Source organism: Nocardiopsis aegyptia (assembly GCF_013410755.1).
Taxonomy (GTDB): domain Bacteria; phylum Actinomycetota; class Actinomycetes; order Streptosporangiales; family Streptosporangiaceae; genus Nocardiopsis; species Nocardiopsis aegyptia.
Window position 1 is genome coordinate 2,283,810 of record NZ_JACCFS010000001.1, and the last position, 15,107, is coordinate 2,298,916.

The 15,107-nt window shown below is 69.6% G+C and carries 12 protein-coding genes; 4 read left to right on the forward strand and 8 right to left on the reverse strand.

Going from position 1 to position 15,107, the window contains the following annotated elements; genetic code table 11:
* Positions 1-732: 732 nt before the first annotated feature.
* Positions 733-1,605 carry an ion transporter gene (locus HNR10_RS10185; RefSeq protein ID WP_218897691.1) on the reverse strand — a complete coding sequence of 291 codons (873 nt, stop codon included), beginning with the start codon at positions 1,603-1,605 and terminating at the stop codon, positions 733-735.
* Between the two features lie 413 nt (positions 1,606-2,018).
* Between HNR10_RS10185 and HNR10_RS10190 the strand changes: the two genes are divergently transcribed.
* On the forward strand, positions 2,019-2,570 hold the full coding sequence (locus tag HNR10_RS10190; RefSeq protein ID WP_179822682.1) for a thymidine kinase: 552 nt from the start codon (positions 2,019-2,021) through the stop codon (positions 2,568-2,570).
* Between the two features lie 15 nt (positions 2,571-2,585).
* On the opposite strand, the gene HNR10_RS10195 is transcribed toward HNR10_RS10190, so the two are convergent.
* The 4 genes from HNR10_RS10195 to HNR10_RS10210 form a co-directional block, all read right to left on the reverse strand.
* A complete protein-coding gene (locus HNR10_RS10195; protein ID WP_179822684.1) occupies positions 2,586-3,335 on the reverse strand; it encodes a hypothetical protein in 750 nt (249 codons plus the stop codon).
* Positions 3,328-4,413, reverse strand: a complete 1,086-nt coding sequence (locus HNR10_RS10200) for a C40 family peptidase (RefSeq protein WP_246406990.1) — start codon at positions 4,411-4,413, stop codon at positions 3,328-3,330. Before HNR10_RS10200 ends, HNR10_RS10195 begins: the two co-directional genes overlap by 8 nt.
* Positions 4,414-4,514: 101 nt before the next feature.
* Positions 4,515-5,189 (reverse strand): hypothetical protein, encoded by a 675-nt coding sequence (locus tag HNR10_RS10205; RefSeq protein WP_179822686.1) that lies wholly within the window; start codon positions 5,187-5,189, stop codon positions 4,515-4,517.
* A gap of 19 nt (positions 5,190-5,208) precedes the next feature.
* The gene (locus HNR10_RS10210) at positions 5,209-7,539 is read right to left on the reverse strand and encodes a type IV secretion system protein (protein ID WP_179822688.1); all 2,331 of its coding nucleotides are present in this window, start codon (positions 7,537-7,539) and stop codon (positions 5,209-5,211) included.
* An 873-nt stretch (positions 7,540-8,412) separates the two neighbouring features.
* Between HNR10_RS10210 and HNR10_RS31710 the strand changes: the two genes are divergently transcribed.
* Positions 8,413-8,535 carry a hypothetical protein gene (locus HNR10_RS31710; RefSeq protein ID WP_281390118.1) on the forward strand — a complete coding sequence of 41 codons (123 nt, stop codon included), beginning with the start codon at positions 8,413-8,415 and terminating at the stop codon, positions 8,533-8,535.
* Between the two features lie 210 nt (positions 8,536-8,745).
* Positions 8,746-9,699 (forward strand): hypothetical protein, encoded by a 954-nt coding sequence (locus HNR10_RS10215; protein WP_179822690.1) that lies wholly within the window; start codon positions 8,746-8,748, stop codon positions 9,697-9,699.
* Positions 9,700-9,777: 78 nt separating this feature from the next.
* Here the strand turns inward: HNR10_RS10215 and HNR10_RS10220 are convergent, their stop codons facing one another.
* On the reverse strand, positions 9,778-9,963 hold the full coding sequence (locus HNR10_RS10220) for a hypothetical protein (protein WP_179822691.1): 186 nt from the start codon (positions 9,961-9,963) through the stop codon (positions 9,778-9,780).
* A gap of 348 nt (positions 9,964-10,311) precedes the next feature.
* On the opposite strand from HNR10_RS10220, the gene HNR10_RS10225 reads away from it, so the two are divergent.
* Positions 10,312-12,288, forward strand: coding sequence for a serine/threonine-protein kinase (locus tag HNR10_RS10225; protein ID WP_179822693.1), 1,977 nt, complete (start codon positions 10,312-10,314; stop codon positions 12,286-12,288).
* Positions 12,289-12,442: 154 nt separating this feature from the next.
* Here HNR10_RS10225 and HNR10_RS10230 read toward each other — a convergent pair whose 3' ends face one another.
* On the reverse strand, positions 12,443-13,735 hold the full coding sequence (locus tag HNR10_RS10230) for a DUF6891 domain-containing protein (protein WP_179822695.1): 1,293 nt from the start codon (positions 13,733-13,735) through the stop codon (positions 12,443-12,445).
* Between the two features lie 175 nt (positions 13,736-13,910).
* Positions 13,911-15,050: a hypothetical protein gene (locus tag HNR10_RS10235; protein ID WP_179822697.1), complete on the reverse strand. Its 1,140-nt coding sequence runs from the start codon at positions 15,048-15,050 to the stop codon at positions 13,911-13,913.
* Positions 15,051-15,107 lie beyond the last annotated feature (57 nt).

Sequence of the window (15,107 nt, forward strand, 5' to 3'; positions counted from 1 at the left end):
GTGCCCCGTGGAGGCTGCCACCGGGTCGGGGCCCGGCCACGGGGCCGGCAGCAGGGCATCGACGTTCTCCACCCGAGGAAGTCCGCCCTTCCCGGTCGCCCGGAAGCGCCGGGTCGCCGCGCCCCGGCAGACCACGGAGTGCGAACGGCGCACGTGGATCGCCGCCGTCCGGGTGTGCTCTCGGACGTGCTCCGACCGGTGCTCGCGGAGTCGACGAAGTGACCGCGCCCGGCCCGTCCGAGACGTGGAGCGGGCGCATCCGACGCATACCGGACCGATCGTCCGCCCCGACTCGCGAACGAGGCAGGAAAACCGCCTCCGACCAGCGTCGACCTTGGAAATACCGCCCCAACGAGCGACGTAGTCACTACTCTTAGTCATCAAGATCCTGCCTGAAGTTCTGGGCCGCGAGGCGCGGGCACGACGGGCGGGGTCAGGGCGGCGTGGTGTCCACCACTGCCCGCCCGACCACCGCCGGTCACCCACGTCCTGTGGCGCGCCAGTCGAATGCGTGCGTTCAGGGCCCACTCCCGGGTGGCGGCGGAGGCGACCATCCGGGCGTGTTCGCCCGAGAGCGGGGGCCGGGCACTGGGGGCCAGGCCCGGCCCCCGCCGGCAGGTCGCGAGGGCGCCCTCCCCCTCGCTGTCCTCGACGTCGCAGGCCGGGCGGCGGGGCCGCCTCGGTACCGGGCGACCACTTCCGCGTGTGTCACATGCCTTCGGCGTGCGCCGCCTACCCGCTGCCGTTCGGCGGGTGGACCGGTTCGTGGGCGGCGGACGCCCCCTGGCCGACGGGCTCGGCCGTGTCCGGGTCTCCCCCGTGATCGCGCACCATGCGGTCCAGGCGCGCGACCTGCTCGCTCAGCTCCGCCAGCTTGGCCATGACGGCTTCGTGCTGGACGGCCTCCAACTCCTGGTCCTCGACCCACCATCGGGAGTCCACCTCCTGCTCCATCGACGTCACGATGACGCCGATCACGAGATTGAGGATGATGAAGGTCGTCAGCACGATGTAGCCGACGAAGAACATCCACCCCATCGGATGGTCCTCGGCGACGGCATCGGCGAAGTCCGGCCAGTTCTCCGTCGTCATCACCGTGAACAGCGTGTAGAGCGACGTCCCCAGGTCGCCGAAGTATTGCGGGACGTCCTCACCGAAGAGCTGCTGTCCCAGGATCGCGGCCGTGTAGATGACCACCAGGAGCAGTCCGATGACCGTGCCCATCCCCGGCACCGCACGGAAGAGCGCACTGATGATCGTCCGCATCTGCGGGACGGCGGTGATCACCCGCAGGATCCGCAGCACGCGCAGGATGCGCAGGACCGAGAAGGGGCCGGTGGCGGGGATGACGGAGATGACGACCACGAAGAAGTCGAACCAGTTCCACGGGTCCCGGAAGAATCGGCCTCGCCACGCGATGATCTTCAGAGTCAGTTCGACGACGAAGACGCCGACCACGATCCGCTCGACGAACAGCAAATACGGCTGGACAGAACCCCCGTAAGTTGACCAACCCAAAATGGCGGCATTGATCAGGATCACCACGAGCATCGCGTTCGAGAACCAACGGCTCTCGACCACCTGCACGACCTGCGAACGCCGCAAGTTCACTTCCCCCTCCGCGCAACACGCTGCATTCCGACACAGCGGGTCAAAGATATCGAAGTGCCACCGTGGCCTCCTCCGGCACACCACCGATAGCCCAGCGACATCCGACACCCCCGGGCGACCGGTCGGGGCGATCGGAAGTCACGAAATCGTCACCGGCAGCCCGGATATCACGTGGAACATCCCACACCCCCGTTTCGGCCGAACCCTCCCCCGCAACGACACCGTCCACAAACACGCTGTACCCCAGGAACTCCTCGGCGCGCCCGGGAAACAGCGGCGAAGGCTTGGACGGCTGGGAGGCGGCGGCGGTTCAACCGGGAGCCGGCCCCACTGGTATCTTCACTGCTGGCCACGGCACCAGCCGGGGGCGGCGGCGACGGCACAGCGCCCGCGATCGAGGAAGAGGCATGGCGGAGCTGAAGTACTTCACCGGGGCGATGAACTCGGGCAAGAGCACGATGGCTCTGCAGGAACACCACTCACGCGGCGGCGAGGGAGTGCTCTACACGAAGCAGGACCGCGCCGGCGAGGGGATCATCTCGTCCCGCCTCGGCCTGACGTCCCCCGCCATCGAGGTCGGTGACCACCTCGACCTGTACGACGACATCGCCGATCGCAAGGCCCCGTACGTGATCTGCGACGAAGCCCAGTTCCTGTCGCACAAGCAGGTGGGCCAGCTGGCCGGAGCCGTCGACGGCATGGGCATCGACGTGTACTGCTACGGCATCCTGACCGACTTCCAGGGGCAGTTGTTCCCCGGCTCCCAGCGCCTGGTCGAACTCGCCGACAAGATCGAGGTCCTCCCCGTGTCGGCTCGGTGCTGGTGCGGCAGCCGGGCGACGCACAACGCCCGCGTGGTCGACGGCGTCATGATCTACCAGGGCGAGCAGGTCCACATCGGCGGGACGGAATCCTACGCCACCCTGTGCCGCCACCACTTCATGGCCGGCATCGCCTGACGACCGAAGCGCGACTCAATCAGGGACGAGGACACCTAGCCCAGGCTCCACAAACGAAGCTACGTGGTCGGCCTCGTTCCTGAATCTTCTCACTGGAACCTCCCCATTCACAGCGGGCGATTCGAACTTGATCACGTAGACAGTGCTCTTGGTCTGACCAGTCAGATAATAGACGTATGCACCTTCCGGATCCGTTCCATAGTGAAAGAATGACCTATCGCTCAGATCAGCATCACCGGATGCAAGAAGATCGAGTTCATTGCTCTCATGCCCGGCGACGAGCTCTGAGTATCTTGACGAGGCCACCTCTTGTGGAGAGTCGCTTCCGGTTGTGGATATTACGGCCTCGTACGCATACGTGAGCACCCAAGGCTCCAGGCCTCCACTATCCCCCCTGGGTGTGATCTCCCACGAGCAGTGATCGCTGACGGTTCGATCTTCCTCGTTCCCCTGGAGCGCAGGATCCTCATAATTATCACTCTGATAATGAGGGTCGTATTGGTCATACGTGTGTTGGACATCTTGTACGCATAGATCCATCTCACCAGGTTCCAGGTGAGCGATGGGTTCCCCGGTCTGCTGCACGGTGGCTTCTCTTTCAGCACCCGGAACTCCGGTTGCAGCAGTGGACAGGACCACGTTCAGGACCAGCACGATTACCCCGAAAACACCGAAGGCGGCCAGGCTTCCGCAACCGAAGACAGCGACCGCCGCCCGCCAACCGTGGAGCCCCTTCTTCCTGGCGGCCACCTTCTCATCAGCCACGGTTATCCTGTGCCTCCAGTTGGGCCTTCACGTCCGGGTGCTCGAGTGGACGGGTGAAACCCACGATGTCCGCACGATTGGGGTTATCGTACTCCCGGACGGCGATCGGTCCACAGTTGGTGCACCAGGCTTCGACCATCAGGCCGTCGCCGATCACCATGGCCATATGTCCGGGCCCCGGAGGCTCTCCCGCTCTGGTCACATCGAAGAACACCAGGTCACCCGGCTGTTCCTCCCCCTGTGGAATCTCCGGACCAAAGGCCCACTGATCCTGCGACACTCGGGGAATGGTCACCCCGATGCTCTCGTAGGCCTTCATCGTCAGTCCGGAGCAGTCGTAACCATTGGGTCCGGTCCCACCCCAGATGTAGGGCTTCCCGCGCTGGTCCAGGGCCCAGTCGATGACCGCCTGCGTAAGTTCGTCAGGCGCACGACCGATGGGAGCGCCTTGCGCGTCGAGTTCACAGAGAACGGCCGTGCGAACCGAGTCCGTGGTGTTGAATTCGCCGTCGGAGTACTCCCCGGCCCACTCCATGACGTCATCCACGTACCACCAGGCATGGTTGTACCCGTAGATCGCCTGGCGAACGTCGTCGGCGAGGCCGTGGGCGAGGAGGTAGTCCGCAGCCGCGGGAATGGCGTCGGCCGGATCGTAGACGTTCACGATCCCGTCTCCGTTGCCGTCGAGCCCGTAGCCGGTCTCCGGCCGATCCTCGACAGCCTGAATGGGCTCGCCGCCCCAACTGTTCCCCGCCGCAGAGCCGTCGAGCGCACCGAACTGCATGGGGCCGGCCGCTCCCCAGTCATTGTGTCCTTCGGTGATGCCCGGCCCTTCCCATCGCCCATGGTGCGACTCCACCTGGCCGACTCCCGCGAGGACGTTCCACGGAACGCCTCGGTCCTCCCCGACCTCCCGGTAGATCTCCAGATAGTTCTCGGGGATGGAGTCCATCGCGTAACCGCTCGCCTCAGGCTGCTCCGCGTCCGCGTTCGGCGCACAGACGAGACCGTTGGCCAGCATCGAGCCGACCTGCTGCGTCGAGTTCGAGATCACCGGAATCACGAACATGGCGAGCATGATCGTGAGCGTCACGCCGATCACTGCCACGGCACCGACCCAGAGTCCCGCGGCGCCCTCGTCCGACCTGTTGGGGGTGATGAAACGGGGGAACAAAGGGGTCACTCCTCCCCGAACTGTCCTGCGTCGCCGGGTTGGAAGTCGAAGACCCTCCACCGGCTCCCACTACGAACCACGGTGATGGCGAACTCGCCCAGCTCTTCGTCGAACTCGGCGTCGCCTGTCTCCGTGATGGACTGAACGGTCACGACGAAGGTGATGGAGTCCTCGCCGAAGGTCCTGACCGTCTCGATCTCGGCGCGCCCCTCGGCGACGGCCTCGACCCCGGACATCTCCTCCCAGAAGGCCCCGGCACGGGTCGCCTCGGACAGGACGTCTGCGTACTCCGGGGTGGCGAGCTCCTCCATCGAGGAGTAGTAGGACTCCGGAGACTGGGTGTAGTCGATCGTTCCGTAGGCCTCACCGAAGGCACGGGCCGTGGCGCCGGCGGCTCGGAACTCCTCCTCGCTGAACGGCATCCAGTCGAAGACGTCCAGGTCGCCCTCGTCCGTCGTCTCGATCGGGCTGGGGGCCACCGTGGACAGGCCGCTCAGCCCGCCGGTGTCATCCGGTCCGGCGGGAGGAGGGCCGGAATCAGAGGGTTCAGCCACCGGCTCCTCGCCCGCGTCGTCCCCTCCGAATCCACCGACGCTGAGATAGAGACCGAACGCGACCAGCGCGACGACGAGTCCGATGAAGACCGCCCGCTGGGCGCGTTCGGGGAGAGGGTTCGGCATGAGTCGGGGCCTTTGTCCGTCAGTCGTCGTTCAGCCAGAAGGGCACGTCGCGCTTGCGGTCCCTCGCACTGGTGGAGCTGCTCTCCCCCCAGAAGGGGGTGATGGGAGCATTGTCCTTGCGCTTTCCGGACCCGGTCAGCCAACCACCGTCACCATCGCCTCGTCCTCCGGGCGGACTGGGTGCCGGTCGAGCCGGCCGTTGGGGAGCGGACCGCTCACGCCGCTCACGGGGGGTTCCCCAACGGGACCCTCGGCTGCCGAAGCTCCCCTTGGCGGGCGTTTCCTCGCGGCCGTTGAAGATCCCTCGACCACTGCTGGGCTCGGGCCGCTCCGAACTGGCGGCACGCCCAGGAGCCGCTGGGCGGTCGCTGCCGACCACCGGGCCTCCCCGTCCGCCACCGTCGTCACGACGCCGCGATCCACCACGGTCTCCGGAATCGGTTCCGAAGACGGACGCCCATCCGCTGTCGCCGGTCCCGGTATAGCCACCGCTCGGCCGAGGCGGAATGGAGCCGCTTCCACCACCGCTCAGGGTCGGAGCCTGGTCACTGCTCCGATTCGCCGTCGCGGCCCGCGACCCACTGGCGGCGGAGGTTTCCCGGTTCATCCGGAGCGGCGGTGCGGATCCGTTGTCACGCACACGGCCATAACCCGCGACCCCTCGCACCCGGTTTCCGTCACCGCGCACCGGGCCGCCTTCGGTCTGGGGCTCCTCGCCCACAGTGCCCTCCGGCACACCGGTCGGTCCTCCCGTTCCGGCCGGGACGCCGGCGGCGGCTCCGGCGATCATCGGTGCGCGGCGGAGACCCCACGCCTGCGCCTTCAGGTTGGCGACCGGGGGTAGGACCGCCGCGCTCCTGCTGAGAGCCCGGCTCTGCGCCGTGTCGCTGACGATGCGGGAGGTGAACGAGTTTGCGTTCACCGACGAGAAGAGATACGCGAACGGCTTGCGGTAGATGAAGAGCGCCAGGGTGAACAGCGCGAGCAGAATCATCTGCAGACCCCACCCGAGGTTGGTCGACATGACCATCCCGTAACACATGACAAGAAGAGAGATGAGAAGAACCAGGAATATCTGCTTCAGCAGGAAACCCACCATCAACTCAACCCAGCGCAACAAGACCATCCGACCATAGCCTGGATGGATTCCAATAAGCAGGAATATCGGCGACAACAAGAAGAGCAGCAAGAATGCGATTTTGAGGACAATGAGAGCGACCGAACCCGCAAGGATGAGCCCCCCGGCAAAAATGGAAGCAAACAGAGCGAGCGTCGCAACACCCAATCGACTCCCCTGATCCTGGCCGGAATACAGAGGATAAACGCTCGGGTACGATGACTCGACCCGAGATGATATCTCTTCGTAGTCCTGCTGCTTTTGAGTCAACAATTCATTAGCGTCAACTTCTCCGTCGACTATTTGCTGCTGTTCAACGCGGCTAACACCTTGCGCTGCGATCAATTCTGCGGCATGACGGCGGGCGACGTTTTGTCCAGTTGGATCGTTACCGAACTGGCCGGCGACCCAGGGTTGGCACACGAGGCTCGACCACAGCATGTCGGCGTTGCGTCGCACCTGGAAGTCCGCCTCGGACTCCCACGCCGCCCGTTCCGGCGGCGCGGCTCCCGCCGGGCACGACCCCGACCCGCCTCCATAGGGAACCTGTCCCACCGTGCTGGTCACCAACTGGCTCCCGGAGTTCACCAGTCCGCTGGACAGCCCCATCACCTGGGCCGGGTTGACCAGGATCCACATGCCCAACGCCGTGGCCGCCACCATCCAGATGGTCGATTCGATGGTGAGGGTCATCCGCTTGCGGATGAGGCCGAACCATCCCAGCCACAGCGCCCCGAGAATGACCACCGTCGGGATGAGCGGCCGCCAGATGCCCTCGCGAAGCGTGACGACGACGTTCTCGACCAATTCGTTGAAGCTGGAGAGAAGACCGTCGGACGTGGCCGCCTGGTAGACCGTGATGGTCGACTGGTTGATGGTCTGCGACAGATCCCATGCCGTGTTCGCCAGTGTCGCCTGGGCGCCGTTGGAGATTCCGTCCACACACGATTCGGTGATCATGTGCCATTGCGTTCCGGCCGTTCCGTACTGCCCGTACATGCTCGCGTCGGGAGGCAGTCCGTCCGGAGATCCTTCGATGGCCGACTGGGACTGCGGAGGGACGAGCAGGCCGTCGGAACCGCTGCCCGCCGATTCCGGCAGGGGTGCTGGCTGGCCCGGGCACAAAGGGTTCGCGTGAGCGCTGGTGAGCGGCAGCACGAGGAAACCGACTAGCAGGAGGAACGTCATCAGAAGGCGTCGCCAACCCCGCCGGTGGACGTGCTGATGCGTCATCTGCTGGCTCCTGCGTCGTGGTTCGTGCCGAGGGACGATGGCAGACTCGAGGCCCGCACCGCGCGCACGCCGACTACCGGCCACCCGCGACGGCGGACCCCCGCATGTCTCTACCCCATCATCCATGGTGCGCCATCACGGGGATCAGGGACGAGAGCAACGCGACCGGTTTTGCCGTTCCCGTCTCGGACGCACGCCTCCCCATGGGGACATATCGGGCATGAATCAATGTTTCCGCAGGTAGTGGACATGAGTGGCGTTCCGAAACGCCCCAATACCCCTAGGCCACAATTTGGTGGCCTGCAAGCGAGTATGAGCGGCATCACACTCATGTTCCTGGCGAAAAGTGGACACCGGATGATCAATCGGACTGGGCCCCAGTACCTCGCCCACCTTCCGTGAGAACCCCAGCCACGGTTGACGTAGGGCCGAAACCCGCCGGCAGGTCGACCTGCTCGGCGGCGGCCTTCGTCCACCGACTGACATGAACCCCTGTGTTCATTTCACGTACACCCTGGATTCATCGGAAGACCCCTCGGCGCGGGGCGCCCGTCCTCCTCGATCGTGGGCGTCCCGGCGAGCACGGGCTCCGATGACCGGGCGTCCCCCGTCGTCCCGACCGTCTCCCTGTCCGGAGGATGCCGGTGATGGCCGCCGCCGGGAACGGCGACGCGGTCGACGCCGAGGGGCTCTACTCCGCTCGGGTGGGGGCGACCGACTGCCGCCGAACTCCTCCATTACCGTGGCGACGAGGAGGAGTTCCCGACGAAGGACGGGCACCGCGCGGGCGTCGTCCCGAGTTGCGTCGGAGCTCCCACGAACGGATCGAGTGGAGAATCGGGGGCGCTTCGTGCCGATCACTCCCGTCCCTGCGTGCGGACGTCCCCGTCGACGGAGTACAGCCCGCACGCGCACCCGGCCGACCGCCACGACCAGCGCAGCAGGCTCACCCGTCGCGGCCAGGGCGCCAGGCACGGCCAGCGCACCGCTGGGTGAGCCAGGAGCCCGGCGCGCCGACGGTGTGGCGTTGCCCGACGCGGGCATCCGAGGCCGGTCTCGCGGATGAACGGCCACACTCCCGACGCGGCCCGCCCCGTGGAGCCGTCCTCCGCCTCCACCACACCCACCGCTTCCACTGCCGGAGGCCCCGCGCACCCCGCATCCCACGCACTCCCCGCAGCTCCCCCGCCTCCCGATCACGCGTCCGTGACCCGGACGGCTCAGGTCCTCCCGCTGCTCCTGTGCGGCGTGCCCTACGCCCTCGGCCTCGCCTTGGTACCGACGGTGCTCTCGTGGTCGTTGGACGCGCTGTTTCCGAGCGGCGACGGGATCGGGCGCGATCTCGCCCTCCTCGCGGGCGCGGTCGTGTGCGTCTCAGCGGGCCTGCTTCTCCTGACCGCCCTTCTCCGCGGGTCGGGGGTCACGCGGCCCACGACCGCCGCCGGGTTCCTCACCGCCGCCGCGGTGGCCGCCTGGATCCAGACGGCCGTCACCGACCACGTGGCGCCCGTTGTCCCCTGGTCGGTGGGCACGTGGGTGGCCGCGGCTCTGACCGCGGCCGTCGTCGCCGTCGTCCTCGCGGCGACCGATGGGCGTCGGCCCTGGATCCTCGTGTGCGTCCTGGTCGGACTCCTCCTGTTGCGGGCCGGGGCGGAGGGCGTCATCGGCGCCCAGATCCACGATCGGACGCTGCGCGCCACCGAGGCGACCTACGCCGCGTACCCGCACGACATCGCCGTGCTGGACGACCCCGCGTGGGAGGCGGTCGGCACGCGGCTCACGGAGGCGGGGCACGCCTTCACCATCACCTACGAGGACGGGTCCGGCCGACGGGTGGTCCTCACGAGCGCGCCCGCGGAGTTCTTCCTCGGCGGCCGGCCGGACCCGCTCCGGTACGGATGCGACGCCGGATCGACGACGTGCGAGGAGAGCCGGGGTGTGGTCCTGCTGGCGTCGGACTCGGACGGAACCGACGCTCCGGACCTGGCCCGGACGGAACTGGCATCCGGCTTCTACGCGGAGCTCGCGACGGCGCCCCTCGCCCCGGACGAACTCCTCTCCGCCGACGAGCTCCTGCTGCTCTCGGACCGGATCGAGGTCGACGAGGACGGGGACCGCGAGGCGCTGGCCAGGGACGTCATGGCACACCACGACTGGTGAGGGCCCTTCGGTCCCGCTCACCCCGCCGATCCCATCCGCCCCCGCGGCCCCGTCCGCCCGGTGCGGCCGCAGCCGCCGTCAGCCGGACCGGCGCTGTCCGAAGTGCCCGGCCGAGCCGTTCGCCCCCGAACCGAAGGCCGGCATGGCTCCGAACAGCGCCAGGAACAGCACGACGAAGGTCTGCGCCAGGCCCGCCGCCCTGATGCCCACGTAGTCGATCACGGTGACGGCCGGCGCGGAGGCCGCACCGATGAGAGCCCACACCCCACGAGCCGACGAAGGCCCATCTGGCTCCCAGGCCCCGCATCATGCCGTGGTGCTCGCCGCCCGTCTTGGGCATCGCGGAGGTCCCGCCTGCGGTCCGCCCAGCGCTCTGCGTCCTGCCCTCGACGCGTCGCGTCCGCGACCGCCCGGGGCGCCCCGAAACTCCCGAGCCGGTCGGTGACCACTACCGGTCACCTGCCGCACAGGACCGGGGCACGTCCGGCACTCCGGCTTACAGTGGGATTGATCCGTACAACGTCGGTCGCCACCGTTAAGCGCCGCGGTAGGGCTTTTCTTGGATAGATTGGCCTGCGCATCGTCCCCCACCGCCAGAAGGGATGCGCCCCTATGTCCTCCCCCGGTCGCTCCACCGTGGGCCGATACGAACTACGGGAGCGGCTCGGCGCGGGCGGCATGGGCACGGTCTGGCGCGCGTGGGACCCCGCCCTGCAGCGCGACGTCGCCGTCAAGGAGGTCCAGCTCCCCGACGGCATGGACCCGGACGAGCGCGCCGAGGCGCACGCCCGGTCGATGCGTGAGGCCCAGGCGACCGCCCGGATCCACAGCGGCGCGGTGGTGGCCGTCCACGACGTGCTGGACGACGGCGAGAGCCCGTGGATCGTCATGGAGCTGCTCAGCGGCCAGTCTCTGGCCCAGTACCTGGAGCAGCACGGACCGATGCCCGTCGATCGCGTCGAGGAGGCCGCCCGGTCGCTGCTGGGCGGGCTGAGGGCGGCGCACGCCGTCGGCGTCACCCATCGGGACGTCAAGCCCGCGAACATCATGCTGACCGAGGACGACCGGACCGTGCTCACCGACTTCGGCATCGCCAACGTCGACGGCAGCACCGCACTGACCCAGACGGGCGTGTACATCGGCTCACCCGAGTACATGGCCCCCGAGCGGTTCGAGGGTGAGCGGGCCCTGCCCGCGTCCGACCTGTGGAGCCTGGGCGTCACGCTGTTCGCTCTGGTCGAGGGGCGGTCTCCGTTCAAGCGGGACAGCATCACGGGCATCATCACGGCCGTGCTGACCGCGCCGGTCCCGCCTCCGCTGTCCGACGGCTCCGCGCGCGGCGGCGCGGCGGGCGCTCCGCTGCAGGAGCTCATCGCCGCCCTGCTCAACCGGGATCCCGCCCAGCGGCCCGACCCCGACCAGGCCCTGGCACTGCTGGAACGCGCCCGGCGCGCGCCGGGGAACGGCGCCGGCGGACCCGTGTCCGGCTCGGACACCGGCGCCCAGGGCACGCCGCCCAGTGGGCCTTCCGGCGGTACCGCGCTCCATGCTCCGGAGCATGGAGGCTCGGGCGCCCACACCGGAATGGGATCGGCCGCGGGACACCCGGGAGGCGTCGGCGGGTCGTCCACGCCTCAGGGCGGGGCCGGTGGAACCACCGTCGGCGGGCCGCCGTCCGGACCAGGGCCGCACACACCGACTCCGTTCGGGCACCCCGGAGGCCACGCGGCCCCTTCGGCCGCACACGCCCCACAACAGCCACAACAGCCACAACAGCCACAGCCACAGCCACAGCCACAGCCACAGCCACAGCCACAGCAGCAGTATCCGCAGGGCTACGCGCAGGGGCCGACACGGCAGGGGCCGGTGCCGGGCCGGCCGACGGGCCCCCAACCTGGTGTCGGGCCCCGGCCGGGCACGGGCGGGCAGCCGTCCGGACCGATGCAGGCGCCCACGGGTCGCACCGCGCCGAACCACGCGGGCGGGTTCGTGCCCGGCACCACCCGGACCGGCTACTACCCGACGCCCGCCCAGGGCGTTCCGAGTGCGGCCGCCCCCGGCGCGCAGGGCGCGCCCGGAACCGGGCCGCGGCAGGGCGCCACCGCCCGCTTCACCGACGATCCGCGCTACGGCGTCCGCGGGGCGCAGCCGGTCAGCGGTGGGCTGGGCGGCGACGGCGTTCCCAAGCCGGCGGCGGTGATCGTCGCGTCGGCCATGCTGGGCGTCAACGCGATCTACCTGATGGTCCTCACGGCGCTGTTCGTCGCCGAGGTCCTGGACGGTTCCGAGGAGTACGGCTGGGGCACGGTGGCGGCGCTGGGCGCCTGGGGGCTGTTCGCGGCCTTCGCCGCCGTGGGTCTGATGACCCGCTCGCGCCTGCTGTACGGCGCTGTGGTGATCGTGCAGATCCTGGTGGCGGTGCTACTGGTGTTCACGCTGTTCTCGGTGCTGGTCTACTCACCGGAGCAGCTGTGGCTCTACGCCCTGATGCTGGTGTTCCAACTGGTCATCGGCGGCCTCCTGCTCGTGCCGCCGAGGTCGAGGGCGTTCTTCGGCTTCGGTGAGGCGTTCGGCAGCACCCACCGCTGACTCCCCCGGGGCCCCGGACGCCCGGGGGGCACACCCGCACGCCCCGGCCCCGGGGCACCCCGGACACCCGGGGTCACACCCGCACCCGAGCCCCGGGCACCTCGGAGTCACACCCGCGGATGCCCGCACGCGTCCGTGGTCGCCCGCCGCGGCCTCACCAGGTGGTGACGGCCAGCCGTCCCAGCTCGTCGAGCGCGAGACGGTTCTCGTCGGCCAGGATGCGCACCATCTCCTCCGCCTCCGACGTGGTGACGAACCGGCCGCGGGACAGGCGCTCCTCCGGGGAGGGGCTCTCCATCCACAGTCGGGGCCCGGCCTCCCACATCATCTGGACGCAGGTCTCGTCGCCGGCGAGGAACACCGCGAAGTTGCCCTCCGAGGGCGTCAGCCGGTGCACGAGTTCGCGTGCGGCGGCCGTCTCCATGGGTTCGGCGCTCTGGATCCCGCCGATCCCCTCGGCGGTGCTGTCGTCGTATATGGCGTCGACCATGCCGGTGTGGGACGAGCGGGCGTCCTCCTCGGGCCAGACGCCGCCGACCGCCCAGCGGCTGAGCGGCTCCTCCAGGCGTTCGCGCGGCAGGGCGCGCCCCTCCCCGAGCACGCGCAGCAGGTCGAAGTCCCGGCAGATCTCGATCGTCCGGCCGCGGTCGCTGGTGAGGGTGGCCGCGTGCCCGCGGGGCAGCCAGGGCAGCACCATCCGTGCCAGTTCGCGCACGGTGACGCGGCCCTGGTAGTGGGTCATCCAGGCGGGAGGTGACTCGTGCTGGTAGGAGACCTCGACCGCGGGCTCGCCGTCGACGGCCGGGCCTGGGTGGGCGGCGCCGCGCCCCCACCGGCGACGGCGCCAGTCCACGGCGACGCCGAGCTTGGTGCCCGGGTCGCCGTTCCAGGTGACGGTGAGGCCGTGGGCGCGCAGGGTCTCGGCGATCTCCTCGCCGACGGCGGCCCGGCGGATCTCGTGGGTGGCCCCGAAGCCGACCATGAGGGTGCCGTCGCGCACCGCGGACCGCATGTCCTGCTCGTGGTAGAAGGCGTAGCCGCGGATCGAGGGGCCGCCGGGCGCCTCCTGGTGGACGAGCGCCTCCTGGCGGAGGGAGTCGGCGGCGCAGGTGTCGCAGCAGGTGTGGTCCTCCCGGGCGATGATCCCGGACTCGTCGAGGGCGCGGAAGGCGCGGGTGAGCCGTTCGCTGTCGGTGCGCGAGCGCCAGCGGCGCTGCCGTTGGAGGTGCGCGTCCATGGCCTCGTCGACATGGGTGGCGAGGCCGTCCAGCGCCGCGCTGACCTCCGGCCCCTCGGGATCGGTCCCGCGTTCGAGCACGTCGAGCAGGTGACGGCGCGCGCCCAGGCAGATGTCGACGTAACCGCCCTGACCTGTGGCGAGCAGGGTGGCGACGCTCTCCCGAGCGGTGGCACGGAGGTGGTCGACGCGTTCCCGGACTTCACTCATGCGGCCAATATGTCAGAGTTGCCGAGCCCTCGAGACGGTGTCCCGTGCCGATCGCTGTCCGCATCCGGTCAATCACGAAGCCGTGTGGTGCCCGGCCCCGCCACCCGGCGATCCGCGCGCCGGCGGGCGGACCCGGGCACCGGGCCACCTGGGACGCCCCTTCTCCGCGCGGGACCTATCCGTCCGTGGGACCACCCACCACGGGGGCCGAGACCGACAGGGACAGGCTCTGGACGAGGGTGTGCTCGCCCAGCCGCCGGATGTGCTCGTCCCGCACCTCGCGCGCGAGGTCCGCGGTGGTGGACAACTCCGCCACGGGACTCGACGAAGTTCCCAGGAAGGCCGCCGACGCCGCGTGGTCGGCGTACTCGGCCGTGGAGTCCAGCGCCTCCTGGCACTGCTCCCACTCCCGGTGGGCCTCGACCGCGCGTTCCACCAGGCGGCCGTACTCGGCGATCTGCGCCACCCGGACGCGCACGGCCTCCTCGACCGCGTGCAGGTGCTCCCGCTGCGGCTTGAGCGCTTCGCGCACCCGTGGCGAGGCCGCCCGCTGCCAGCGGCGCAGGTGGGCACGGCGCAGTTCGCGCTGGCGGGCCAGCAGCACGGCGATGCGCCACTCCTGGTCGCGCAGGACGCTCAGGGCGCGGTCGGTGTCCAGCGAGTCGCCGCCGCGGAACACCGCGCCCGCCTCGTCCACCTGCGCGATGACGCCCTGCACCGTGGCGAGGTGGACGTGGTCGACCTCGCTGATGTCGTCGGGGGTGATGACGGCGGCCGTCTCCCCCTCCCCCGGCACGGCCGCCACCCGCGAGGTGACCGCGTCGGCCGCCACCATGGCCACGAGGACTCCGAACACCAGCCACGGCACCCCCATGGCCGGGTCCTGCGGGACGACGTCCATCAGCCAGACCGGGGTGGCGGCCACCGCGCCCGCCCCGACGATTCCGCCCGCCACGCGCGTGACCCGGTGGGCGTCCCCGCGGAAGCCGAGCGTGGCGACGAACGCCACCAGGCTGATGGTCGCGATGACCATGCCCAGATACCACCCCGCCGTGACCAGGGCCAGGCTCATGGTGAAGCCGACGCCGACCACCTGTGCCAGCCCCTCGCGCAGCCGGGCCGACCGGGTGGTGGCGTCCTCGGCCGTGCCGTAGGGGAAGGGTAAGGGCTCGGGCGCCCGGCCCTGCCGCAGCCGTTCGCGCTGGGCCTCGGGGAGCCCGGGGTCGACGACGGGCCGGGGGCGGAGCCGGCGGTTCTCCGCGGCGGGCGGGGGGAGGGAGACGGGTGGGTGTGGCCGGAAGACGTCCTCACTCATAGGCGGTCCTGAGTGGTCGGTCGGTCGCGGTGAGGCGACGGGGGCGGACGCCGGGCG